Source organism: Pandoraea sp. XY-2 (genome assembly GCF_004193915.1).
In the GTDB taxonomy this organism is placed as follows: Bacteria; Pseudomonadota; Gammaproteobacteria; order Burkholderiales; family Burkholderiaceae; genus Pandoraea; species Pandoraea cepalis.
The window spans coordinates 563,040-585,100 of sequence record NZ_CP030849.1 but is presented as its reverse complement, the minus strand read 5'-3'; the positions used below and the strand labels follow the sequence as shown (position 1 = coordinate 585,100).

The following is a 22,061-nucleotide window of genomic DNA, read 5'->3' as shown; positions in this document are numbered from 1 at the left end:
GGATCACAGCGGCTCGCCCGTCCCCTGCACCGCCCCCGCGACCCCAACACCGACGTGCCATGACCTCTGCCGCTCCTTTCGCCTGTGCACCACTGCTCAAAATCATCGCTCGCGGGCGAAAGGCGCACGGGCACTCAACGCCGACGAGACGCGTACCCTGTTCGACGCCATCCTCGCCGGCCGCGTGGCGCCTGCGGAGCTGGGCGGGGTTCTGATCGCCTATCGTATCAAGGGGAAACGCCGGTCGAACTGCGCGCGATGCTCGACGCCGCACACGCGACGTTTACGCCGCTCGTCGCCCCCACCGACGCCCCGCCGCCGGTGCTGCTGCCCAGTTACAACGGCGCGCGCAAGCAACCGAACCTCACGCCGCTGCTTGCCCTGCTGCTCGCCCGCGAGGGGATTCCGGTACTCGTGCACGGTCAGCATCACAGCGGCGCGAATCGCGTGGGCTCCCAGGCGATCTTTACCGCGCTGGGTCACGCCGCTTGTCAATCCGCGGCCGAGGTGGAGGCAGCGCTGCGAACGCGTCGTGTCGCCTATCTGCCGATTGCGGCGCTTTCCCCGGCGCTGGAGCGACTGCTGGAGATGCGTTCGGCGCTGGGTGTTCGCAACTCCGGCCACACCGTGGTGAAGTTGTTGCAGCCATTTGCCGGCCCGGCGTTGCGGCTCGTGAATTACACGCACCCGGAATATCGAGCAACGCTCAGTGAGATGTTTGCCGACGCGGCCAACAGTCCGGCGCCGGGCGTGCTGCTCGCGCGTGGCACGGAAGGCGAACCGGTCGCGGATGCCCGCCGCCAGGCCGCCATCGACGGCTTTTCGGATGGGGCTTACCAACTTTGGCAGGAAGCGGAAGACGGTGCGACGGGCACGCCGCCGATGCTCCCGGCGGCCGACGCGCCGGCAACCGCGCAGTGGATTGAAGCCGTGCTGGCCGGCACCGTTGCCGTGCCTGCGCCGATCGCCCGGCAAGTCGAGGTGATTCGTCAGGCATTGGGACGCATCCAATAGAAAGCAGTCGCACGCGCTCGAGCGCAACGGCGAGGCCCCCTGGATTTCGACGCCCCCAAGAATACTTGATAATTTTCGGAACATTTCATTCCGAAATTAGTCAATTATACTGTTTTGGGGCAAACATCCAGCGAGTGCTAGGGAAATGCGCGGCCCAATCGGCCTGACGAAATACTGACGATTCAGTCGGTCGACGCCATGCGAGTTGCCTGCCACGAGATGAGGTGCCATTCGTTGGCCTCAAGCACGTGCACCGCCGTATAAGCCATTTGCGACTCGAGCGAGCCGGTGGCGGTTTCCAGTTCGACCTTCAGCTTGCCCGTGACGACCACGGTGTCGCCGAACTGGCGCAGTTCCTGTGCGCGGATATCGATGTCGAGGTAACGACGGCGGCCCGAGGTGAGCGCGTCGAGAAATTCGCGTTTGCTTTCGCGTTTACCGTTCGAATGAACGTAGTGCAGACCGTCGGCCAAGAGGGCGTCGAGTTGTTCGACGTCCCCTTCGACCATCGCGTCAAAGCGCGCCGACTCGCGTTCGCGTACCGCGTCAAGTTGCTTCTCCGCCATGTCGACCTCCCGTCGTCTTCGCCCCAATCGCGCGCGGCTTGGGTTGCAATTTACACCATCCGCGTGACGTTTGCGCCAGTGACTTTCCCCGTTTGATGGGGGGTGCTGGAAAACCCCGAGATTGCGGAAACTTCCCGTCCGGTAAGGGTTCTAACGTCTTTAGCACTCATTCGAAGAGAGTGCTAAAATGCTTTCCAGAGGCTAACCAGGAGTCTGCCACTTGAGTACTGCCGCCACTTTGCATCCGACGACGCCGGCCACCGGCACGGCGCCGACTTCGCGAGCCCTTGCGTTTGCCCCGTCTGCATTGATGCTGCCGGGCAGTCTGGGCAATATCGAAAGCTATATTCAAGCCGTCCACCGTATTCCGCTGCTTACCGCCGAGGAAGAACAGTCGCTCGCCAAGCGTCTGCGTGAGAACGACGACCTCGAAGCCGCCCGTCAGCTCGTGCTCTCGCACCTGCGTCTGGTGGTGTCGATCGCACGTAATTACCTCGGCTACGGTCTGCCGCACGCTGACCTGATCCAGGAAGGCAACATCGGCCTGATGAAAGCCGTCAAGCGCTTCGATCCGACCCAGGGGGTGCGACTCGTGTCGTACGCCATGCATTGGATCAAGGCTGAGATTCACGAGTATGTGCTGCGCAACTGGCGCACGGTCAAGGTTGCAACGACCAAGGCCCAGCGCAAGCTGTTCTTCAATCTGCGCAGCCAGAAGCAAGGCCTGCAGGCGTTCACGCCGGACGAGATCGATCAGGTCGCCCGCGATCTGAACGTCAAGCGCGAAGACGTCGTCGAGATGGAAACGCGCATGTCGGGCGGCGATATCGCCCTCGAAGGGCATAGCGACGACAGCGACAGCGCAAGCTTCGCCCCCATCGCGTATCTGGCCGATTCGCACCAGGAGCCGACCGCCGTGATCGCCGCACGCGAGCGCGACCGTCTGCAAAGCGACGGCCTGCAAACGGCCCTCGGCCGTCTCGACGCACGCAGCCGCCGCATCATCGAAGCGCGCTGGCTGTCGGTGGCCGACGACGGCAGCGGCGGCGCCACGCTGCACGAGCTGGCAGACGAATTCGGCGTGTCTGCCGAGCGCATCCGTCAGATCGAAGTCGCCGCAATGAAGAAGATGAAGGGCGCGCTGCAAGCCTCTGCGTAACACCTCGATCGGATTGTCGACGGCAATGCGTCACGTTGCCACACGACATCGCCGACACCGAAACCCCGTGAGATCCACGGGGTTTTTTTATTGGACTTCGAAAGTTCACGCGACATTTGCGTCGGACTTGATGCATCGCAAAGTCGCCGGCGAGCGCGGTCGATAGAATCAATCTGCACGTGGCCATGTTACGTGCGAAGGACGGCCCGGGGGCCGTTCGCTGCGCCGGACCCGTGTTTCGAATCCGCTTCTCTTCGGCCGTCTTGCCTGACGGTAGATCCGCATCGAAATGGCGTCGTCGGCGTGTCATCCGCCCCCGCGCCGCGGTTTGACATTTTCAAGCGATGAGGCAAAATGCGGCGAAAGTCGACGCGGTTTCCGACACAACGACTTTTGACGCCAGGAGCCGTCACGGATGGACACCCACTCTCCTAGCAGTCTGAAGCCTCCCGCCACGGCCGCGCCTGTCGCGGCGTCGCGTCCCGCCATCGCCGCCCTGCGTACCTGGGCGATGCAGCGCTGGCGCAACCGCCCGTCCCGCTTCATGTTCGAAATCCTGATCGTCCTCGCGATCAAGGTAGCACTCCTTTTCATCCTGAAGCACGCGTTCTTCGACGCCCCGATGGCCAAGCACATGCAAATGCCGCCGGATGTCGTGGCCCGCGCCCTGATCGGGCCGCAAGCCGTCGAAGCGCCATCCCCCACCCCAAGTCAAGGTGTCCGCCATGATCAGTAGCGAAGTCGTTGACCTCTCGCGCCTGCAGTTCGCCATAACGGCGTTGTATCACTTCCTGTTTGTCCCGCTCACCCTGGGCCTGTCGTGGCTGCTTGTCATCATGGAATCAGTCTACGTGATGACCGGCAAGCCGATCTACAAGGACATGACCCAGTTCTGGGGCAAGCTCTTCCTGATCAACTTCGCGATGGGCGTGACCACCGGTCTCACGCTCGAATTCCAGTTCGGCACCAACTGGGCGTACTACTCGCATTACGTGGGCGATATCTTCGGCGTGCCGCTCGCGATTGAAGGCCTGATGGCGTTCTTCCTCGAAGCCACGTTCGTCGGTCTGTTCTTCTTCGGCTGGAACAAGCTCTCGCGCATCGGCCACCTGGCCACCACGTTCGCGGTGGCACTGGGCTCGAACCTCTCGGCGTTGTGGATTCTCGTGGCCAACGGCTGGATGAACAATCCGGTCGGCGCGCACTTCAACTACGAGACCATGCGCATGGAGTTGACCAGCATCTGGGACGTGATCTTCAACCCCGTGGCCCAGGTGAAGTTCGTGCACACGCTCTCGGCCGGCTATGTCACCGCCGCCATGTTCGTGCTCGGCATCTCGGCCTGGTACCTGCTCAAGCGCCGTGACGTGCCGTTCGCGCTGCGCTCGTTCGCCGTCGCGGCCGGCTTCGGCCTGGCCTCGACGCTGTCGGTCATCGTGCTGGGCGACGAATCGGGCTACACCACGGGCGAAGTGCAGAAGGTCAAGCTCGCCGCGATCGAAGCGGAATGGGAGACGGCCAAGCCGCCTGCATCGTTCACGCTGTTCGGCTTCCCGAACCAGAAGGAGGAGCGCACCGACCGCGCGGTGACGATTCCCTGGGCGATGGGCCTGATCGCCACGCGCTCGATCGACACGCCGGTGATTGGTCTCAAGCAATTGCGCGACGAGCACGAGGAGAACATTCGGCGCGGCATGCTCGCCTTCGCGGCACTCGAGAAGCTGCGCGGCGGCGATACCTCGCCGGCCGTGCGCACCGAGTTCGACAAGTACAAGGACGATCTCGGCTACGGTCTGCTGCTCAAGAAGTACACACCGAACGTTGTCGACGCCACGCCCGAGCAGATCCACCTGGCGGCCAACGACACGATTCCGCGAGTGGCACCCGTGTTCTGGTCGTTCCGCGTCATGGTCGCGCTGGGCTTCCTGTTCCTGTTCACGTTCCTCTGGGCGTTCTGGCTGTGCGCGCGCCGTCGTCTGCTCAAGCCGCGCTCGGCATGGTTCCTGCGCTGGACAGTGTGGGCGATTCCGCTGCCGTGGATCGCCATCGAGTTCGGGTGGATCGTTGCCGAGATGGGGCGTCAGCCGTGGACCATCGCCGGCGTGCTGCCGACCCACCTTTCGGTCTCGTCGCTCTCGGCAACCGACCTGTACCTGAGCCTCGCGGGCTTCATCATCTTCTACACCGCGTTGCTCATCGTCGAAATGTTCCTGATGGTGAAGTACGTCAAGCTCGGCCCGTCGTCGCTGCACACCGGCCGCTATCACTTCGAGACCGAAGGGACCGACGGCGCGGCCATGGTTGGCAAGCGTCCGACGGCTTCGGTCTGATCGTCAGGGAGACACCACATCATGATGATCGATTACACCGTACTCAAGCTGGTCTGGTGGGTGCTCATCGGCGTACTGCTGATCGGCTTCGCCTTCTTCGACGGCTTCGACATGGGCACGGCCACGCTGCTGCCCTTCCTGGGCAAGACCGACGCGGAGCGCCGCGTCATCATCAATACGGTCGCGCCGACCTGGGAAGGCAATCAGGTCTGGTTCGTGACGGCGGGCGGCGCAATGTTCGCCGCCTGGCCGCTCGTCTACGCGGCCGCGTTCTCGGGCTTGTACTGGGCACTGCTGCTCGTGCTCTTCGCGTTGTTCCTTCGACCGGTCGGCTTCGACTACCGCAACAAGCTGCCGAGCGCACGCTGGCGCAATTCGTGGGACTGGGCGCTGTTCGCCGGCAGCGTGGTGCCGTCGCTGGTGTTCGGCGTGGCCTTCGGTAACTTGCTGCTCGGCCTGCCGTTCTCGTTCGACGACACCATGCGCTCCACGTACACCGGCTCGTTCTGGGCACTGCTCAATCCGTTCGCGCTGCTGTGCGGCCTCGTGAGCCTGCTGATGCTGCTCACGCACGGCGCGGCCCATCTGCGCATGAAGGCCGATCCGATCGTGGCCGAACGCGCCGGACGCATCATGCGCCTCACCGCGCTGGGCACGCTGCTGCTGTTCCTCGTGGCGGGCGTACTCGTCGCCACGCATGTCGACGGTTTCGCCATCACGAAGATGGCCGCGACCGACTCGCCGGCCAACCCGCTCCTGAAGCAGGTCACGACGGGCCCCGGCCTCTGGCTCTCGAACTATCAGACGTACCCGTGGATGATGGCGGCACCGATCGTTGCCTGCTTATGCGCCCTGCTCGCGGCCCTGCTGGCGACCAGCCGGGCCTACGCGTGGACGTTCGTCGTCACCGGCCTGATGATGGCTGGCATCATCCTCACCGCGGGCTTCTCGATGTTCCCGTTCGTGATGCCCTCGGCCACGGTGCCCGGCAACAGCCTGACGGTCTGGGACGCCACCTCGAGTCAGCTCACGCTGCAAATCATGCTCATCGCCGTCGTCGTCTTCCTGCCCGTCGTCCTGCTCTATACCGGCTGGGTGTATCGCGTGATTCGTGGACGCGTGACGATCGAGACGGTCAACGACAACCCGCACACGATGTATTGATCAAGGAGTCGCGACATGTGGTACTTCTCTTGGATTCTCGGCCTCGGCCTCGCGCTCGCGTTCGGCATCATCAATGTGATGTGGTTCGAAGCGCATGACGACCTCGAACGCCGCAGTCAGGAAGGCAATGGCCCCTGAGTGCTCCCGCTCGGGGCCAGGTCGGCAGAAATGAAAATCGCGCCCCGAGGGGCGCGATTTTTTTGTGCGTCACGCGCGATGCCGACTCAGCTCAACAACGTGTGCAGATCCTTGGCCATTGCATCGACCGACTCGTCGGGACGCATGAACAGGCGCAACTGACCGCTCGGGTCGAAGACATAGATGCCCGCGGTATGATCGATGGTGTAGTTGGTCGGCGTGGAACCTTCCTCCTTGTTCACCACCACGCGGAACGACTGGGTAACGGCCTTGAGCGCCGCGTCGTCAGCCGGACGCAGCCCACGAACGTCGGGTTGAACGCAGGCGCATACTGCGCCATCAGTTCCGGCGTATCGCGCTGCGGATCGACGGTCACGAACACGACCTGCACGCGTTGCGCGTCCGGACCGAGCTTCTGCATGACCTGATTGAGCTGCGCCATCGTGGTCGGGCAAACGTCGGGGCAATGCGTGTAGCCGAAGAACATCACCACCGCCTTGCCCTTGTAGTCGGCGAGTGTACGCGTCTTGCCCTGCGGATCCTGCAGCGAGAAGTTTTGCGCAAACGCCTTGTTGCCGGTGATATCGAGGCTCTGGAACGTCGGGCCGTCGTTGCCGCAGGCGGCGAGCAGCACGGTGAGTCCCATCAGCAATAGCGCGCGACGCAACCAGATGACAGCCAGATTCATGAACGAATGCCCCAAAAACGGATGAAAAAATGCGTCGCGCAAAGACAACAGGCGCGCCGGCCAGGAATACCGTAACGCGCCTGTCATCGTGGCTCGACCGACCGCGGACCACGCACCCGCGACTACAACTGCAACGGCAAGGTCTTAGCCCAGCAGGAAGATCTGAACGTAATGATCCACCAGCAGTGCGGCAAACAGCAGCGACAGGTAGATGATCGAGTAGCGGAACATCGATCGCGAGAGCGCATCGGAATAGTGGCGCCACAGCTTGATCGCGTAGCCGAGGAAGATGCCCGAGAGCACGACCGCCGACACCAGGTAGACGTAACCGCTCATGCGATGCGCGAACGGCAGCAGCGACACCGCGAACAGCACCACACTGTAGAGCAGGATTTGCAGACGCGTGTATTTCTCGCCGTGCGTGATCGGCAGCATGGGCAGCCCCGAATTCACGTAATCCTGACGGCGATAGAGCGCGAGCGCCCAGAAATGCGGCGGCGTCCAGACGAAGATGATGAGCACCAGAATCCACGCATCGGCCGGCACGGCGCCGGTGGCCGCGGCCCAGCCGAGCGCCGGCGGCATGGCCCCCGACGCGCCGCCGATCACAATGTTCTGCGGCGTGGACGGCTTGAGGATGATGGTATAGATCAGCGCGTAGCCGACGAATGTGGCCAGCGTGAGCCACATCGTCAGCGCATTGGTAAAGGTGTAGAGCACCGCCATGCCGGCTGCGCCGAGAATCGTCGAGAAGACGATGATTTGCCACGGCGCGATCTCGCCACGGGCGGATGGCCGCCACGCCGTGCGGCGCATCAGCGCGTCGACGCGTTGCTCGATCAGGCAATTCACGGCAAAGGCGGATCCGGCCAGAAGCCAGATACCGAGGGTGCCGCCGATCAGCACCTGCAGCGGCACCATGCCCCGCGTGGACAGGAACATGCCGATCACGGCGCAGAACACGGCGAGCTGCGTCACACGGGGCTTGGTCAATGCCCAGTATTGTGCGATACGGCTCGCTGGCGGATGGGGGAGGGTCGTGCTTTTCATACACTCAGAGGCAATGCGCTACGCCGAGCCAGTCGGGGCGCCGGCGAGTGGAGCGGCAGCCGGCTGCGCTGCTGGGAGGGGCTTCTGGCGGGCCGGAAGGTCATCAGCCTGATCGCTCAGGCGGGCCGCCGTTAACGCCGTTTTAGCGGCGCGAATGCGGAAGTTTAACATAACGAGCAATAGCAGCAGGATCGCCGCCCCGCCGTTGTGGGCAATGGCGTTGAGCAGCGGCCATTGGAAAACGATGTTCGACAATCCGGTCGCGAATTGCACAAACACCAGGATCAACACCAGGATCGATGGCTTTCTGAGCGCCGCATGACGTCGCAGCCTGCTCGCCAGCCAGGCCAGATACGCCACCACCACCACCGCGAACGTCCGGTGCACCCAATGGATCGCGACCAGCGCGTCCATGGGAATCACCTCGCCACCGGCCGTTTTCCCCAGCGCACGCCAGAGCCTGAAGCCGTTATGGAAGTCCATCGGCGGCACCCACTGGCCCTGGCACGTCGGGAAATCGGTACAGGCAAGCACTGCGTAGTTGGTACTCACCCATCCTCCGAGCGCGATCTGGAACACCAGCAACGCCAGTCCGATGAGCGCAGCCCAGCGCCAGCGCAGCGCGCCGGGGTCGGCTGCCACGCTGGCGAGCGGCATCTGACGCGATGCCAACCAAACGAGCGACGCCAATAAAGTGAGCGCCAACATCAAATGTGTCGAGACGATCACTGGCTGAAGCTTCATCGTGACGGTCCAGGCGCCGAACGCCCCCTGCACGCAAACGAGCACAAACAGCCAGGTGGCGAGCCAGGGCGACTGCTTCAGTTCGCGTCGCTTCCCCCAGGCTGTCACCATCAGCGCAATGATGAGCACGCCCACAGCCATGGCGAAGTAGCGGTGAACCATCTCGATCCACGCCTTGACGAACGTCACCGGGCCGCTCGGCAGCAGCAACTGCGCGGCGTGAATGTCCGCATGGGCGGCGAACGGCGACGACGTGCCGTAGCAGCCTGGCCAGTCAGGACACCCGAGCCCCGAATCCGTGAGCCGCGTGAAGCCGCCGAACATGATCAGGTCGAGCGTGAGAAAGGTCGTCACCCAGGCCAGTTTGCGGTATTTGTTCGTGTCGCGGCGCAACAGCACCCAGCCCAGCGGCAGCACCGCGATACACAGGCCGATAAAGCCCAGTTCCAGAAGGTAAAGCATCGGTTTTACGTCAGGTCTTCGTCATGTCCGGTGCGCCATTGCACACGGTCTCGTTGCCGTTGTCGGGTCTCGCCCCTCAACCCGTCCCCGACCACTTGAGCAGGCGAGCAAGATCGCGCTTGATCTTGCTGGGGTCGGCGTGCTTCGGGAACGCCATCATCAGGTTGCCCAGCGGATCGACCAGGTAGATGTGGTCGCTCACCTGGGTGCCGTCCTGCGTTGGCAGCCAGGCGGCCAGTGCGGCAGGATCGACGCGCAGACGTCGCGTGTCCGGATACGCGCTGTCGATTTTCTGCGGCAAAGAGGCGGCATCCGTCACCAGCCAGAGCGTTTCCACTCGCGTGCGCTCATTGCCCTGCAACACGCGAATCTGCCGCATGTAGAAGAGCTTGCTCACGCAATTCTCGTCGCAAGCGGCCGCGTCCGCGCTGATCATCAGCCACTTGCCCTTGAGCGACGACAGCGGCAGCGTCTGCCCAGTCTCGTCGTCGCGCGCCACCAGCGCGGGCAGCGGCCGCTGCGGCTCGATCAGCTTGCCGTAGGCCGACGTGCCGCCCTGCGGCTTGAACACGTAATACATCAGGTACGCCGCCACCGCCGGCGCCGCACACACGACGAACAGCAGCACCAACATACGCCGCGCTCGGCGTCGCTGCGCCGGATCGATGGCGGGGCCGTCGGCGTGCCCGGGATTCACCTCTGTACTCATGCTCGCCTCATGCCCGCTTGAAGTTGTTGTCGGGGGACGCCGCCAGCCGGCGTCCTCGCCGATACGCCAGACGCAAGCCCAGCAGCGCGAGCACCAGCGACATGCCGGCCCACTGCGCCATATACCCGTAGTTGCGATCCGCCCCACTGGCCGGCGCAGGCCAGTCGCGCAACAGATGATCGCCCGTGTCGTTCGTTTGCATGATCACAAACGGCTGCAGCGGCAGCGCCGTTTCGCGCGCGTAATCCGCCACGTCGAGATTCTGGCGAATCGTCATCCCCGCCGCAGAACCGCCTTTGCCCAACTCGAAGGCACGCGACGGGTCCGGCTGCGCCAGGCCCTCGATGGTGACGTCACCGGCTGGGGTCGCGTACGGCATGATCGACGTGCGATCGCGCAAATCGCGGGGCAACCATCCGCGATTGACGAGCACCACGTGATCCGGTGCGATCTGCAGCGCCATCACCACATAGAAACCGGGCAGTTCGTTGCGGGGACGATTGTCCAGGTACACCACGCGGTTCTGCAGGAAGCGTCCCGTGACGCGCACGCGCCGGTTCGCCACGTCACCGAGCGTGTATGCCCGTGCGCCCAGCACGAGTACCGGCGCGTGTTCGGCCTGCTCGATCTGCGCCTGACGCGCCAGACGCATCTGGGCACGCTCGTATTGCCACACACCAAGCGCCGCCGTAAGCATCACGGCCAACAGCATCAGCACCGCCGGCACCGGGCGCATACCGCGCAAAAGGGTTTTCAACACATCCATTCCTTGTCTGGCAGCACGACGCAGGCGGGCGAACAACACACCGCATTGCAGCGTGCCAGCGCGTGTTCGTTGCCCGATAATGTCGCATCATTGTCATCGGACACATCATGCGCATTATCGTTGCCATCGCCTTCGTCCTGATTCTCGGCAGTCTGGCGTCCGCATTGTTTTTCATGATGCGGGACAAGGGCGGATCGAATCGCACCGTGCATTCGCTCATGGTGCGCGTCGGCCTGTCGGTGACGCTGTTCCTGCTCATCCTGTTCGCCAACTGGATGGGGTGGATTCACAGCACGGGCATACGATACTGAGTCCCGCGCCGCTTCTCTGCGGCAAAACGCCGCACCCCATGCCCACCCTACGGGTTCGATCCACGTCATGCGACGGGTCGTCGCGCGGCGTCATGGCTTGCCGGCCGACGACGGTCGTGCGACATAAAGCCGCATTGCGTCCGCCGCCGCCCTTCGCCTCGCCCATCACGCCCATCCTGCCGGCCATCGTGCCGTGAAAGCGCGTTCCGGGCGCTGTCTCGCCTCGCTGCCCTCGCCTCAGCCCCCGCCATCGCTGCAAAAGGAAACGCCGCCGGAATTCGGCGGCGTTCCCCCGATGCACCGACGGCTGTCGGCGTCAGAGCCAGTAGACCACCACGTACAGTCCCAGCCACACCACGTCAACGAAGTGCCAGTACCACGCGGCGCCCTCGAAGCCGAAGTGATGCTCCGGTGTGAAGTGCCCCTTCATCATGCGCACCATCATGACGGTCAGCATGATCGCGCCCAACATCACGTGAAAGCCGTGGAAGCCGGTGAGCAGGAAGAACGTCGAGCCGTACACGCCCGAGGTCAGCTTAAGGTTCAGCTCGGTATAGGCGTGGTGATACTCATAAGCCTGGAAGCCCAGGAACGTGAAGCCCAACGCCACGGTGGCGAACAGCCAGAAAATCGCGCGGGCGCGATGGTTGGCGCGCAGCGCGTGGTGCGAGATCGTTAGCGTGACGCCCGAGGTCAAGAGCAGTGCCGTATTGAGCGTGGGGATCGGCCAGGGGCCCATCGTCTCGAAGGCGTCCACCACGCCGGCCGGGCCGGCGTTCGGCCACACGGCGCTGAAGTCGGGCCAGAGCAGCTTGTTGTCGAGATCGCCGAGCCACGGCATCGCCAGGGTGCGGGCGTAGAACAGTGCGCCGAAAAACGCGGCGAAGAACATCACCTCGGAGAAGATGAACCAGCTCATGCCCCAGCGGTAGGACGCGTCGATGCGCTTGCCGTACAGGCCGCCCTCGGACTCGGCAATCGAGTCGCCGAACCAGCTACGCAGCACCCACAGTACCCACAGCAGGCCGGCCAGCGCCGTCCACGGGGCCCACGGTTGTCCATTGACCCACGCGGCCGCCGAGCCGAGCACCACCAGCAGGCCGACACTGCAGCTCACGGGATGGCGCGACGGGGCCGGCACGAAGTAGTAAGGCGCCGTTTGGTGTTGACCACTCATTCTTATCTCTCCAGGCTTGGTTCTCTTTGTCGATGCCACTCACGTCGCGAGCCGAATGGCGAGCTTCGCCAGCAATACCAGCGCCACGACGAACAGGATGCCTCCGATCAGCCCCGCGACGATCAGATGCACAGGGTTGAGCTGCGCCATGTCGCGGTCATGATCACGCCCCTTGCGCACGCCGAAAAACGACCAGAACACGGCTTTGACGGTCTGGACGAATGACAGCTTGCGCTGGGTCGCCTCCTTCAAGTCATCCATTGCTGCCCTTGCCTCCCCCGTCGGTCCTGCGTTCAACTCGCCAGACTGGGCACCGGTTGAGGTATCCGCGCGCGGACTGGCGTCGTTCTTGCCGAGATCGAAAAAAGTATAGGACAGCGTAATCGTATTCACATCCTTGGGCAGCTTCGTGTCCACCACGAAGACCACCGGGTATTCCTTGGCCTCTCCGGCCTTGAGTGTCTGCTGGGTAAAGCAGAAGCACTCGAGCTTCTTGAAGTAGCGCGCGGCCAGCGCCGGCGCATAGCTGGGAATCGCCTGCGCACGCACCTCGTGCGACTGCTGGTTCGCCACTTCGTACTCGATGGTCGCGATCTGCCCCGGATGCACCGTCAGACTGCTCTTCGCCGGCTTGAAGCGCAACGGGCCCTGGGCATTGGCGTCGAACTCGACGGTGATCGTGCGGCTTTCGTCGACCTGCGAATTGCGAGCGGTGATCTCGGTCGCGCGATCGCCCAACTGGTTGAGACCCACCAGATTGCAGAACGCCCGGTAGAACGGCACCATGGCGTAACCGAAACCAAACATCACCACGACCATCAGCAGCAGCTTGCTGAAGGTGCGCACATTGATTCTTCGCAAACCGCTCATATTCGCCTTGCCGGTTCCCTGCCTGACGGCCGTCAGTCCTTCGATGCCGTCGGTTGCCGTGTGCCGTCGTGTGCCCTCGTGAACCCGCTTCCCGTACCGCGCGTCCCGCCGGTGCGACGGGACGTCCGGATCAGATGCCGCCCACCAGCTTGACCTTGATCATCACCCCGAAGAAGAACACCAGCACGACGGAGCCCAGGATCAGCCCCGTGCGCAGGTTCTTCGCGCGTTGCTCGCGAGTCGAAGCCATGATCAATGCACCTTCGGCGGCGTCTCAAACGTATGGAACGGCGCCGGGCTCGGCACGGTCCACTCGAGGCCCTCCGCACCATCCCACGGCTTCGCTTCGGCCGCCGGGCCGCTGCGCCACGTCGGCAGCGCCACGAAGAACAGGAAGTACACCTGCATCAGGCCGAAGGCGAACGCGCCGATCGTCGCCACCTGGTTGAAATCCGTGAACTGCGCCGGGTAGTCCGCATAGCGACGCGGCATGCCGGCCAGCCCCAGGAAGTGCATCGGGAAAAACGTCACGTTGAACGAGATGAGCGTGCCCCAGAAGTGGAATTTGCCACGCCACTCGTTGTACATGTGGCCTGTCCACTTCGGTACCCAGTAGTAGAACCCTGAGAAGAGCGCGAAGAGCGAACCGGCCACGAGCACGTAGTGGAAGTGCGCCACCACGTAGTAAGTCCCGTGCATCTGGATATCGAGCGGCGCCATGGCAAGCATGAGGCCGGTGAAGCCGCCCATCGTGAACACGAAGAGGAAGCCGATGGCGAAGAGCATCGGCGTCTCGAACGTGAGCGAGCCCTTCCACATCGTGGCAACCCAGTTGAACACCTTCACGCCCGTCGGCACCGAGATCAGCATCGTCGCGTACATGAAGAAGAGCTGGCCCGTGACCGGCATGCCCGTCACGAACATGTGGTGCGCCCAGACCATGAACGACAGGATCGCGATCGACGCCGTGGCGTAGACCATCGAGCTATAGCCGAACAGCGGCTTGCGCGAGAACGCCGGAATGACCTGCGAGACGATTCCGAACGCCGGCAGAATCATGATGTACACCTCCGGGTGTCCGAAGAACCAGAAGATGTGCTGATACATGACCGGATCGCCGCCGCCCGCCGCGTTGAAGAACGACGTGCCGAAGTGACGGTCCGTGAGCAGCATCGTGATCGCGCCGGCGAGCACCGGCATCACGGCGATGAGCAGATAGGCGGTAATCAGCCACGTCCACACGAACATCGGCATCTTCATCAGCGTCATGCCCGGCGCGCGCATGTTGAGGATGGTCACGATGATGTTGATCGCGCCCATGATCGACGACGCGCCGAGAATGTGCGCACCGAAGATCGCCAGATCCTGGCCCGGCCCCATCTGTACCGACAGCGGCGCGTACATCGTCCAGCCGGCTGCCGTGGCGCCGCCCGGCACGAGGAACGACGAGAGCAGCAGCAGGCCGCCGACCGGCAGCAGCCAGAAGCTGAAGTTGTTCATGCGCGCGAAGGCCATGTCCGACGCGCCGATCTGCAGCGGGATCATCCAGTTCGCAAACCCCACGAACGCCGGCATGATCGCGCCGAAAATCATCACCAGCCCGTGCATGGTGGTGAGCTGGTTGAAGAACTCCGGACGAATGAACTGCAGGCCCGGTTCGAACAACTCCGTACGGATCATCAACGCCATCACGCCGCCCGAGAGCAGCATGACGAACGAGAAGATCATGTACATCGTGCCGATGTCCTTGTGATTCGTCGCGAACAACCAGCGACGCCACCCGTGCGGATGGTCGTGCGCGTGATCGTCGTGACCCGCCACGTGATCGTGAGCGATGGAACTCATACCCAATCTCCTTCCTCGAACTGGTCGAACGGCACTTAACTGTTCTTCGCTGCGCCAGCGTCGGCAGCCCCTGCGGCCTTGGCCGACTTGTTGCCCCGCGCTTCGCGCACCTGGGCCGGCTGAATCACGTCGCCGGTCTTGTTGCTCCACGAGTTGCGCTCGAACGTAATCACGGACGCAAGCTCCACATCGTTCAGATGCGACCAGTTAGGCATCGCATTCTTGCCATGCAGCACGATGCTGATGTGGTCGGCCACCGGTCCGTTCGCGATCTTCGAGCCGTCAAGCGCCGGGAAGGCGCCGCCGCCCTTGCCGTTCGGCTGGTGGCACACCGCGCAGTTCGACGCGTAGACCTTCTGGCCGCGCTCCATCAACTCCTGCACGGTGTAGGTCTTGTTCGGATCGTCGGCCGACGCGGCCATCAGCTTCTTCTGCGACTCGACCCACGTGTTGTAATCCGCTTCCGAAACGACCTTCACCACGACCGGCATGAACGCGTGTTCCTTGCCGCACAGCTCGGTGCAGAAGCCGCGATACTCGCCGACCTTTTCGGCCTTGAACCACGTGTCGCGCACGAAGCCCGGAATAGCGTCCTGCTTGATGCCGAAGGCCGGTACGTAGAACGAATGGATGACGTCGTTGGCCGTGGTGATCAGACGCACCTTCTTGTTGACCGGCACGACCAGCGGGTTGTCGACTTCCTGCAGATACGTGTTGCTCTTCGGCGACTCCCCGTCGATCTGGCTGCGCGGGGTGGTGAGCGTGGAGAGGAACTTGATACCCTCGCCGTCGCCCTTGAGGTAGTCATAACCCCATTTCCACTGATAACCGGTGACCTTGATCGTGAGATCGGCGTTGGTGGTGTCCTTCATGGCGACCACGGTCTTCGTGGCGGGCAGCGCCATCAGAATCACGATGATGAACGGCACGACGGTCCAGATCACTTCGACCGTGGTGCTTTCATGGAAATTCGCGGCTTGATGGCCCTTGGATTTGCGGTGCTTGAAGATCGAGTAGAACATCACGCCGAACACGCCGAGGAAGATCACCAGGCAGATGATCAACATCATGGTGTGCAGGCTGTGAAGCTCTTGCGCGAGTTTCGTGACCGGCGGCTGGAAGTTGAGTTCGTTGACGGCCGGCCCCCCGGGCATGTCCGTGACCGCCGCCAGGGCCGGAACGCAGGCGAGCAACGAGGCGCCCGCAAGGAAGGCCGCCAAGGCGTGTTTCGTTTTTTTCATAGCTTCCTTACCCAAAATTACCATCCAAACCTCCCTGGCGGTCGCCCGAGATTGTCTCCATCTCTCAGGCCTGTTGGGCAAGACAACGGCGCAGCTCGCGCGCAAACGTTTCGCGGCGATGCGGCGCAAGGTAAGCACCGACAGTGACCGAGCGGCTACCCGAGCGCAAGACAATGCGCAAACGCGGCGGCTTCTCGATGTCGATGCGCACCCAGCGGGGATTGAACTCGTACTGCGTCAACCTCTGTGCTGAACGTTGCTCGACCACAAGGCTCACGGGCGACAACCGAATGACCTCGTAATCTGTGGCATGCCGGGCATGAATGACAAACGCAACGCCCACCACGAGCAAGTCCAGGCCTGTGAACGGCAAGACCAACCACCCACCGCGCCACGCCGCAATCAAGGCAACACCCAGCGACACGGCGGCCAACGACAGGTAGAACAGGACAAACTGGCGCGGCGATATCGCGCAGTTGCGCTTGTGCTTCCATTCCTTCGTCACCGAATCGGCATCGGAAGAAGAGGCTGCGAGCATCGCCGTCACCCGTGGGGCATTTTGGGTCTTTCATGTCCGACGGCCGGGAACTTGCTGCGTCCGGGCCGCGACAAACTGCCGCATTATAGAACGCGCCTTCTCCAAGCGACAACATTGATACCGAGTATTTGGCGCACCATAGCATTCTCCTGAACTCATTGATGCAAAAGGGAAATCCGTTTATTCCCCTAGTCTGAAATCGCGACGGCGAAGCGACTACGGGATACTCCCTATGCGTCACCGGTTTGACACATTGCAACAACGCGACGACTCGTTGCGGTGTCCTGACTACCTGACGCCCCCCCTCCACAGACGATCGTCGCCCCACCCCGTCCAATGCCCGTCACGCAAATGGCGCAATGCGACGCACGCCCCGCCGCCTTCGCTGCGATGCGGGATTCGTCCGATATCCGTCAACCGTCGATGCGGCACCCGGGGGCGCGTGCGACGTTATGTCGCGCCCTGAGATGGCGCGCCGCGGCGGCTGCACGGCGAATGCGCGCCGGCCCCTCGGCGTCCGTCGATGCGCGCGACGATACAACGCGTGCTAAAACCGAAACCTGTTCCCCACCTCGCCATGCCATGCGTGCCACGCGTTGCGTCACTCCCCGCTCGTTTGCCGACGGTCTGAGCGCCTTGCGCTCCGCCACCGACTTCGATGCCTTGTGCGCCCTGCTGCAAACGTTGTGCGGCTCGCTCAGCCACCGCTATTTCAGCTATCGCGGACATTTCCCTCTGCCGGACGGTAAACGGGCAACGCCGCGACTCGGCAACGTGCCGCATGCGTGGCAAGCGCACTACGAGGCTCAGCGCTATGCGCGCGTCGATCCGGTGCTGGCGCGCGCCAGCCGGCAACTCACCCCCGTCGAATGGACGCCGGCGCTCTACACATCGCCCGACGCCCGGCGGTTGCTTCGTGATCAGCGGGCCGCGGGCATGCGCTACGGCGTGACGTATCCGGTATTCACCCCGTCGGGCGCGTCGGGCATGTTGAGTCTCTCATCGACCCGCCCGCCTCCCGGCTATGTGCGAGCACCCGGCGCGCATGCCTGGAAGCCGCATGCCGGCGCGTCGCTGGCGATGCATGTGCATGAAGCCGTGTGGCGCATCGTGCAGCGCGACGCCGTGCATCACGGCGCCCCCGTGCTGACGCCGCGCGAGCGCGAGTGTCTGCGGTGGGTGGCGCGCGGCAAGACGTCATGGGAAATCGGGCGCATTCTCACGCTCTCCGAGCATGGTGTGGTGTTTCATCTGCGCAGCGTCATGCGCAAGTTCGACGTCTCGAGCCGCCATCGGGCAGCGAAGCTGGCGAGCGATTACGGCCTGCTCGACGATCTCGCCGGCGGCGGGTCGGCTGTCATCGGGTCCGCGCCGCAAGATCGGCAAGCGTCTTGTATCGCGTCAACGTGAAGGTGTCGCTCGCGGCATTCACGAACGAGCCGCCGCCCAATCGCCCCACAGGACGGAGCGCCTGCAAATCCACGTGATGTGTGACGGGGTCGAGCAACGCGTCGTCGACATGGACCGCGACGACGGTGCCGAGCACGACCCATCCGCCGCCCGGCGCGGCGCTGATCTCGATAATGTCGCGGACATGGCATTCGTACGCGACCGCAGCCTCCTGAACACGCGGTGGTCGCACGCGCGACGAGGCAACCGGTGTCATGCCGGTGAGCGCGAACTCAGACTCGCCGGGCGGCAACGGCGCCGCCGAGAGATTCACGGCCTCGATACACGACAGGCTCGCCACGTTCACGACGAACTCCGGCACCGCCTCGACGTTGAGCAACGTGTCCTTCTTTCGCTTCGGCGCCGGCGGCACCACCGGGCAGAACAGTACCGTCATCGGCACACAGCACACGCCCATGAAGTACGCATAGGGCGCCAGATTCGGCCGTTCTTGCGCGTCGACGGTACTCACCCATGCGATGGGCCGCGGCAGAATCGTGCTCATCATGAAGTTGTAGCGACTTGCCTCGTCGAGCGTCGCCGGATCCAGTTCCATGTCGTCTCCCAGAGTTGTCATCCCTCGCCTGCTATCCGAAGGCGGGGGCTAGTTGCGTGATGTCACGCCCGTGAGCCGAAGCACCTCATTGGCGCATCCCCACGACAACGTGAAGCCCCCGCCCCCGTGGCCGTAGTTGTGAAGCAAACGCGGGTGGTGCGCGTCGCACGCCACCCGTGTCACCCGTCGCATCGGCCGAAATCCGAGGCGGACTTCGACGACACGCAGCGCGGCTACGCCCTCACACAGCCCGGTGCATCGGCGGACGATGTCCTCGACCTGCCGCTCGCCGATCACGGTCGACGTCAGGTCGGGATCGGCGGTACCGCCCAGTACGACGTCCTCGTTCCGTTCGACCACGTATGTCGGCGCCTGCGGATCGGAATCGTCGATAAAGCAGCCGCGCACGGCGGCGTCGCGTTCTGCCCGAAGCACAATGGCGCGCGACAACGATAAATCGCTGTCGCCAAACGGCCGGCTTCCATAACCGCAGCAATTCACGACGTGCTCGGCGTCGCCGAGCAACGACGCCGGATCGCCGACGCGCTGCGCCACATACCGGCCGCCGAGTTCGAGGAACAGCGTCATCAGGTAGCGAAGATAGACCGCTGCGTCGGCCACGGGCACGTCCATGCGGTAAGCGCAGGCGAAGCGCGACGGCACGTCCGCCGGCGCCAGACGCTCAAGGCCGCTGGCGCATTCCGTCCACCACGGCGGCCCGGCATCGCGTTGAAAATATTCGGTGAGCATGCGCATCCGTACGCCTGAAGCCGCGTCGGCGGACAGTCGACGCATCGTCGCGTAGGTTTGCCGGGCGCGTTCGAGATAGACCAGGTCGGGCGCCTGATAGAACGGATGCCAGATGGCCGCCGCGAGCGCCGACGTCGTCTGCGCCGGCCCCTCTGCCGCGTAGATGACGACGTCGCACCCGGCCAGCGCCATCGTCACGGCCGTCGTCAGGCCGCTGACCCCGGCACCGAGCACAATGATGCGCGGGCGGATCACGGCTGCGCCTCCGATTGCACGTATCCTGGGTCGTCAGGCATGCGGCGCGGCGCGGCATCGATATAGTCCCGCAGTTGGCCGGGCGTCACAGCGTCAAAACACTGCGGAGATTTCAGGCCGCTTCCCGTCCCGAGCAGCACCACGCGCGACCGGGGCTCGATGCGCCCCGTTGCGAGACACTCGCCCAACGCGGCGTAGCCGGCGGCCGTCGACGGTTCGAACCACAGGCCGAAGCGCTGCGCGAGCATGCGCGCCGCCGCCATGATCCGTGCATCACTGAGTGCGACGCACGCGCCGCGCGTGGCGCGCAAGGCATGCAGGGCCGCGAAGTGATCGCGTGGACGACCGACCGCCAGACTGTCGGCCACGGTGTCCGGGCTGACCTGCGTGGGCGACGCAGGCAAGGCCATGGCATCGTCGCAGGCGCGCCAATCGCGGGTGATGCTGTTCGCGCTGTCGGCTTGCGCCGCAAGCAGGCGCGGCATGGCGGAGGTAATGCCGAGCGAATAGAGATCGAGAAACCCCGCCGCGATGCCTGACAGAATGTTGCCGTCCCCCGTGGGTACGATGACCCAATCGGGTACCCGCCAATCGAGCGCTTCCGCCATCTCGAACGCGCACGTCTTCTTCCCTTCGCGCGTGAAGGGATTGATGCCCGTATTGCGACAGCACACGCTGGCGTCGTCGGCCATGCGCTCGGCGATGTCGAAGGCGTCGTCGTAGCTGCCCTCGACCTCGCAGACCTTCGCCCCATATGCGCGAATCTGCGCCAGCTTCACGCGAGGCGTGCTTGCCGGCACGACCACGGTGGCCGACATTCCCTGAGACGCCGCGAGGCACGCCAGCGACGCACCGGCATTGCCGGTCGATGCGGTCACCGCATGCTGGCACCCGGCGCGTTTGGCGACCGCCAGCACCACGTCGGTGGCGCGGTCCTTGAGCGATCCGCTTGGGTTCCGCGACTCATCCTTCACCCAGAGACGGACCCCACTGTCGTCGCCGCAATCGACCAACGGCGTAGCGCCCACGACCAACCGGCTCGCCCAGTGGGCTTCAACCGGAAGGAGTGCGCCATATCGCCACATTCCCCGTCCCTGAAACGTATTCACGATGTCCGCGGCACATGGCAAATCCGCGTCCGCCCGCCGTTGAATGCGAAGATTCTGCCCACACACAGGGCAGCGATAACGGATCGTGCCCCACGACTGCGGCGTTGCACACCTCACACACACGTAGTGATACGAAAACGGCGCCCTCACGCGAGGCACCCCGGATTCAGCAGGTGCGCCATCACGGCATTCTGCGCATGAAGTCGATTCGCGGCCTGGTGGAAAACCCACGACGACGGGCCATCGATCACGTCGTCCGTCACCTCCTGCCCCGGTCAGCGGGAAGGCAATGCAGGTAGCCTGCGTCGGGCGCTGAGCGTCGCATGACGTCGGCGTCGACGCACCAGTCCCGGTACCGCTCGAAGACGTTGTGCATGGCGGCCTCATCGACCGAATCGCCGTGACGTTGCGGAAGATGCGCGAGACTGCACCACGACTTGGCGTAAACGACGTGCGTATCGGACACGCCGTCGCGCAGATCGTGGGTCACGCGCAGACGCGCCCCGGTCTGCTCGGCAAACCGCGTGGCCGCGGTCATCACCTGCGGATCGAGGCCGAACGACGGCGGATGCGCAAGCGTCACGTCCATCCCGGATTTCACTGCGGCGAGCAACAGACTCTGCGGCACGGCCACTGGCTTGTGCCAGCTACCGGAATACGCCCAACTGATGCACAGCCGTCGACCGGCCAGTCCGCCCAATTGCTCACGCATCGTCATCACATCGGCAAGCGCCTGACACGGATGAAAGCGGTCGCACTCCATGTTGATGACGGGCACCCGACTCGACTGAGAAAAAGCTTCGAGATGACGATGCGCCGCACCGTACACCCACCCGGCCGGCGCGCCATACATGCGAATGGCAATCGCGTCGCCATAGGAAGAGAGCACGCGCGCCACGTCGGCCACGCGCTCCGTCGAGTACGGAATCTCCGCCTCGGGTAGCGCGGGTGTATAGATCCCGTTCAGCGGATCGAGCACGATGGCATGGCCGCCCATTCGCGACAGTCCGGTCTGGAAGCTGCTGCGAGTGCGTAACGACGCGTTGTAGAACAGAAAGTAGATCGTTCGGCCGCGCAGCGCAGATTCCGTGTGCTGCGGATAGCGGCGCTTGAAGGCGAGCGCCGCCTCGAGGAGTGCGCGATACTCCGCCGCACTCATGGTCAAATCGG

20 protein-coding genes and 5 pseudogenes are annotated in these 22,061 nt (G+C 63.8%); 8 read left to right on the top strand and 17 right to left on the bottom strand.

Features of this window, described 5'->3' with window-relative positions; genetic code table 11:
- Positions 1 to 59 precede the first annotated feature (59 nt).
- Positions 60 to 1,014, top strand: a pseudogene (gene ybiB / locus DRB87_RS02645) (DNA-binding protein YbiB).
- 182 nt (positions 1,015 to 1,196) lie between these two features.
- On the opposite strand, the gene DRB87_RS02640 reads toward ybiB, so the two are convergent.
- Entirely contained in the window at positions 1,197 to 1,580 is a 384-nt protein-coding gene (locus tag DRB87_RS02640; protein WP_130024761.1) for a nuclear transport factor 2 family protein, read from the bottom strand.
- A 220-nt stretch (positions 1,581 to 1,800) separates the two neighbouring features.
- On the opposite strand from DRB87_RS02640, the gene rpoH reads away from it, so the two are divergent.
- The 5 genes from rpoH (at position 1,801) to cydX (ending at position 6,371) form a co-directional block, all read left to right on the top strand.
- Positions 1,801 to 2,739, top strand: a complete 939-nt coding sequence (rpoH, locus tag DRB87_RS02635; RefSeq protein WP_026131720.1) for an RNA polymerase sigma factor RpoH — start codon at positions 1,801 to 1,803, stop codon at positions 2,737 to 2,739.
- Between the two features lie 415 nt (positions 2,740 to 3,154).
- Positions 3,155 to 3,475 carry a cytochrome oxidase putative small subunit CydP gene (gene cydP, locus DRB87_RS02630; RefSeq protein WP_130024760.1) on the top strand — a complete coding sequence of 107 codons (321 nt, stop codon included), beginning with the start codon at positions 3,155 to 3,157 and terminating at the stop codon, positions 3,473 to 3,475.
- Entirely contained in the window at positions 3,465 to 5,069 is a 1,605-nt protein-coding gene (locus DRB87_RS02625) for a cytochrome ubiquinol oxidase subunit I (RefSeq protein ID WP_130024759.1), read from the top strand. Before cydP ends, DRB87_RS02625 begins: the two co-directional genes overlap by 11 nt.
- A gap of 27 nt (positions 5,070 to 5,096) precedes the next feature.
- Positions 5,097 to 6,233, top strand: a complete 1,137-nt coding sequence (gene cydB / locus DRB87_RS02620) for a cytochrome d ubiquinol oxidase subunit II (protein ID WP_165385403.1) — start codon at positions 5,097 to 5,099, stop codon at positions 6,231 to 6,233.
- A 15-nt stretch (positions 6,234 to 6,248) separates the two neighbouring features.
- Positions 6,249 to 6,371, top strand: a complete 123-nt coding sequence (gene cydX / locus DRB87_RS02615) for a cytochrome bd-I oxidase subunit CydX (RefSeq protein WP_017232677.1) — start codon at positions 6,249 to 6,251, stop codon at positions 6,369 to 6,371.
- Positions 6,372 to 6,457: 86 nt separating this feature from the next.
- On the opposite strand, the pseudogene DRB87_RS02610 reads toward cydX, so the two are convergent.
- The 5 genes and pseudogenes from DRB87_RS02610 to DRB87_RS02590 all read right to left on the bottom strand — a co-directional run bounded on the left by DRB87_RS02610 (position 6,458) and on the right by DRB87_RS02590 (position 10,760).
- A pseudogene (locus tag DRB87_RS02610) lies at positions 6,458 to 7,146 on the bottom strand (SCO family protein).
- Positions 7,147 to 7,203: 57 nt separating this feature from the next.
- Positions 7,204 to 8,109: a heme o synthase gene (gene cyoE / locus DRB87_RS02605; RefSeq protein ID WP_130024757.1), complete on the bottom strand. Its 906-nt coding sequence runs from the start codon at positions 8,107 to 8,109 to the stop codon at positions 7,204 to 7,206.
- 18 nt (positions 8,110 to 8,127) lie between these two features.
- Positions 8,128 to 9,315: a heme A synthase gene (locus DRB87_RS02600; protein ID WP_130024756.1), complete on the bottom strand. Its 1,188-nt coding sequence runs from the start codon at positions 9,313 to 9,315 to the stop codon at positions 8,128 to 8,130.
- A 76-nt stretch (positions 9,316 to 9,391) separates the two neighbouring features.
- Positions 9,392 to 10,024 carry a cytochrome C oxidase subunit I gene (locus DRB87_RS02595; protein WP_165385230.1) on the bottom strand — a complete coding sequence of 211 codons (633 nt, stop codon included), beginning with the start codon at positions 10,022 to 10,024 and terminating at the stop codon, positions 9,392 to 9,394.
- 7 nt (positions 10,025 to 10,031) lie between these two features.
- The gene (locus DRB87_RS02590; protein ID WP_130027679.1) at positions 10,032 to 10,760 is read right to left on the bottom strand and encodes an SURF1 family protein; all 729 of its coding nucleotides are present in this window, start codon (positions 10,758 to 10,760) and stop codon (positions 10,032 to 10,034) included.
- A 137-nt stretch (positions 10,761 to 10,897) separates the two neighbouring features.
- Between DRB87_RS02590 and DRB87_RS02585 the strand changes: the two genes are divergently transcribed.
- On the top strand, positions 10,898 to 11,101 hold the full coding sequence (locus tag DRB87_RS02585; RefSeq protein ID WP_026131724.1) for a twin transmembrane helix small protein: 204 nt from the start codon (positions 10,898 to 10,900) through the stop codon (positions 11,099 to 11,101).
- A gap of 316 nt (positions 11,102 to 11,417) precedes the next feature.
- Here the strand turns inward: DRB87_RS02585 and DRB87_RS02580 are convergent, their stop codons facing one another.
- The 7 genes and pseudogenes from DRB87_RS02580 to DRB87_RS02560 all read right to left on the bottom strand — a co-directional run bounded on the left by DRB87_RS02580 (position 11,418) and on the right by DRB87_RS02560 (position 16,772).
- Positions 11,418 to 12,278, bottom strand: coding sequence for a cytochrome c oxidase subunit 3 (locus tag DRB87_RS02580; RefSeq protein ID WP_017232684.1), 861 nt, complete (start codon positions 12,276 to 12,278; stop codon positions 11,418 to 11,420).
- 39 nt (positions 12,279 to 12,317) lie between these two features.
- The gene (locus DRB87_RS23375) at positions 12,318 to 12,539 is read right to left on the bottom strand and encodes a DUF2970 domain-containing protein (protein WP_150606400.1); all 222 of its coding nucleotides are present in this window, start codon (positions 12,537 to 12,539) and stop codon (positions 12,318 to 12,320) included.
- Between the two features lie 24 nt (positions 12,540 to 12,563).
- Positions 12,564 to 13,148: pseudogene (locus DRB87_RS23370) on the bottom strand (cytochrome c oxidase assembly protein); the annotation flags it as partial.
- A gap of 130 nt (positions 13,149 to 13,278) precedes the next feature.
- Positions 13,279 to 13,398, bottom strand: a complete 120-nt coding sequence (locus DRB87_RS23365; protein ID WP_217424916.1) for a cytochrome oxidase small assembly protein — start codon at positions 13,396 to 13,398, stop codon at positions 13,279 to 13,281.
- Positions 13,399 to 13,400: 2 nt separating this feature from the next.
- Positions 13,401 to 14,993, bottom strand: a complete 1,593-nt coding sequence (ctaD, locus tag DRB87_RS02570; RefSeq protein ID WP_017232688.1) for a cytochrome c oxidase subunit I — start codon at positions 14,991 to 14,993, stop codon at positions 13,401 to 13,403.
- Between the two features lie 47 nt (positions 14,994 to 15,040).
- Positions 15,041 to 16,258: pseudogene (gene coxB, locus DRB87_RS02565) on the bottom strand (cytochrome c oxidase subunit II); the annotation flags it as partial.
- A 40-nt stretch (positions 16,259 to 16,298) separates the two neighbouring features.
- Complete coding sequence (locus DRB87_RS02560; protein ID WP_017232690.1) at positions 16,299 to 16,772, bottom strand: DUF2244 domain-containing protein; 474 nt, start codon at positions 16,770 to 16,772, stop codon at positions 16,299 to 16,301.
- A 582-nt stretch (positions 16,773 to 17,354) separates the two neighbouring features.
- On the opposite strand from DRB87_RS02560, the gene DRB87_RS02555 reads away from it, so the two are divergent.
- The gene (locus tag DRB87_RS02555; protein WP_165385229.1) at positions 17,355 to 18,182 is read left to right on the top strand and encodes an autoinducer binding domain-containing protein; all 828 of its coding nucleotides are present in this window, start codon (positions 17,355 to 17,357) and stop codon (positions 18,180 to 18,182) included.
- On the opposite strand, the gene DRB87_RS02550 is transcribed toward DRB87_RS02555, so the two are convergent.
- The 4 genes and pseudogenes from DRB87_RS02550 to DRB87_RS02530 form a co-directional block, all read right to left on the bottom strand.
- A complete protein-coding gene (locus DRB87_RS02550; protein ID WP_165385228.1) occupies positions 18,130 to 18,777 on the bottom strand; it encodes a flavin reductase family protein in 648 nt (215 codons plus the stop codon). The genes DRB87_RS02555 and DRB87_RS02550 overlap by 53 nt on opposite strands.
- Positions 18,778 to 18,825: 48 nt before the next feature.
- Complete coding sequence (locus DRB87_RS02545; RefSeq protein WP_165385227.1) at positions 18,826 to 19,782, bottom strand: FAD-dependent oxidoreductase; 957 nt, start codon at positions 19,780 to 19,782, stop codon at positions 18,826 to 18,828.
- The gene (locus tag DRB87_RS02540; protein ID WP_130024751.1) at positions 19,779 to 20,891 is read right to left on the bottom strand and encodes a threonine synthase; all 1,113 of its coding nucleotides are present in this window, start codon (positions 20,889 to 20,891) and stop codon (positions 19,779 to 19,781) included. The genes DRB87_RS02545 and DRB87_RS02540 overlap by 4 nt, the downstream gene beginning before the upstream one ends.
- Positions 20,892 to 21,037: 146 nt before the next feature.
- Positions 21,038 to 22,050: pseudogene (locus tag DRB87_RS02530) on the bottom strand (ornithine carbamoyltransferase).
- Between the last annotated feature and the right edge of the window lie 11 nt (positions 22,051 to 22,061).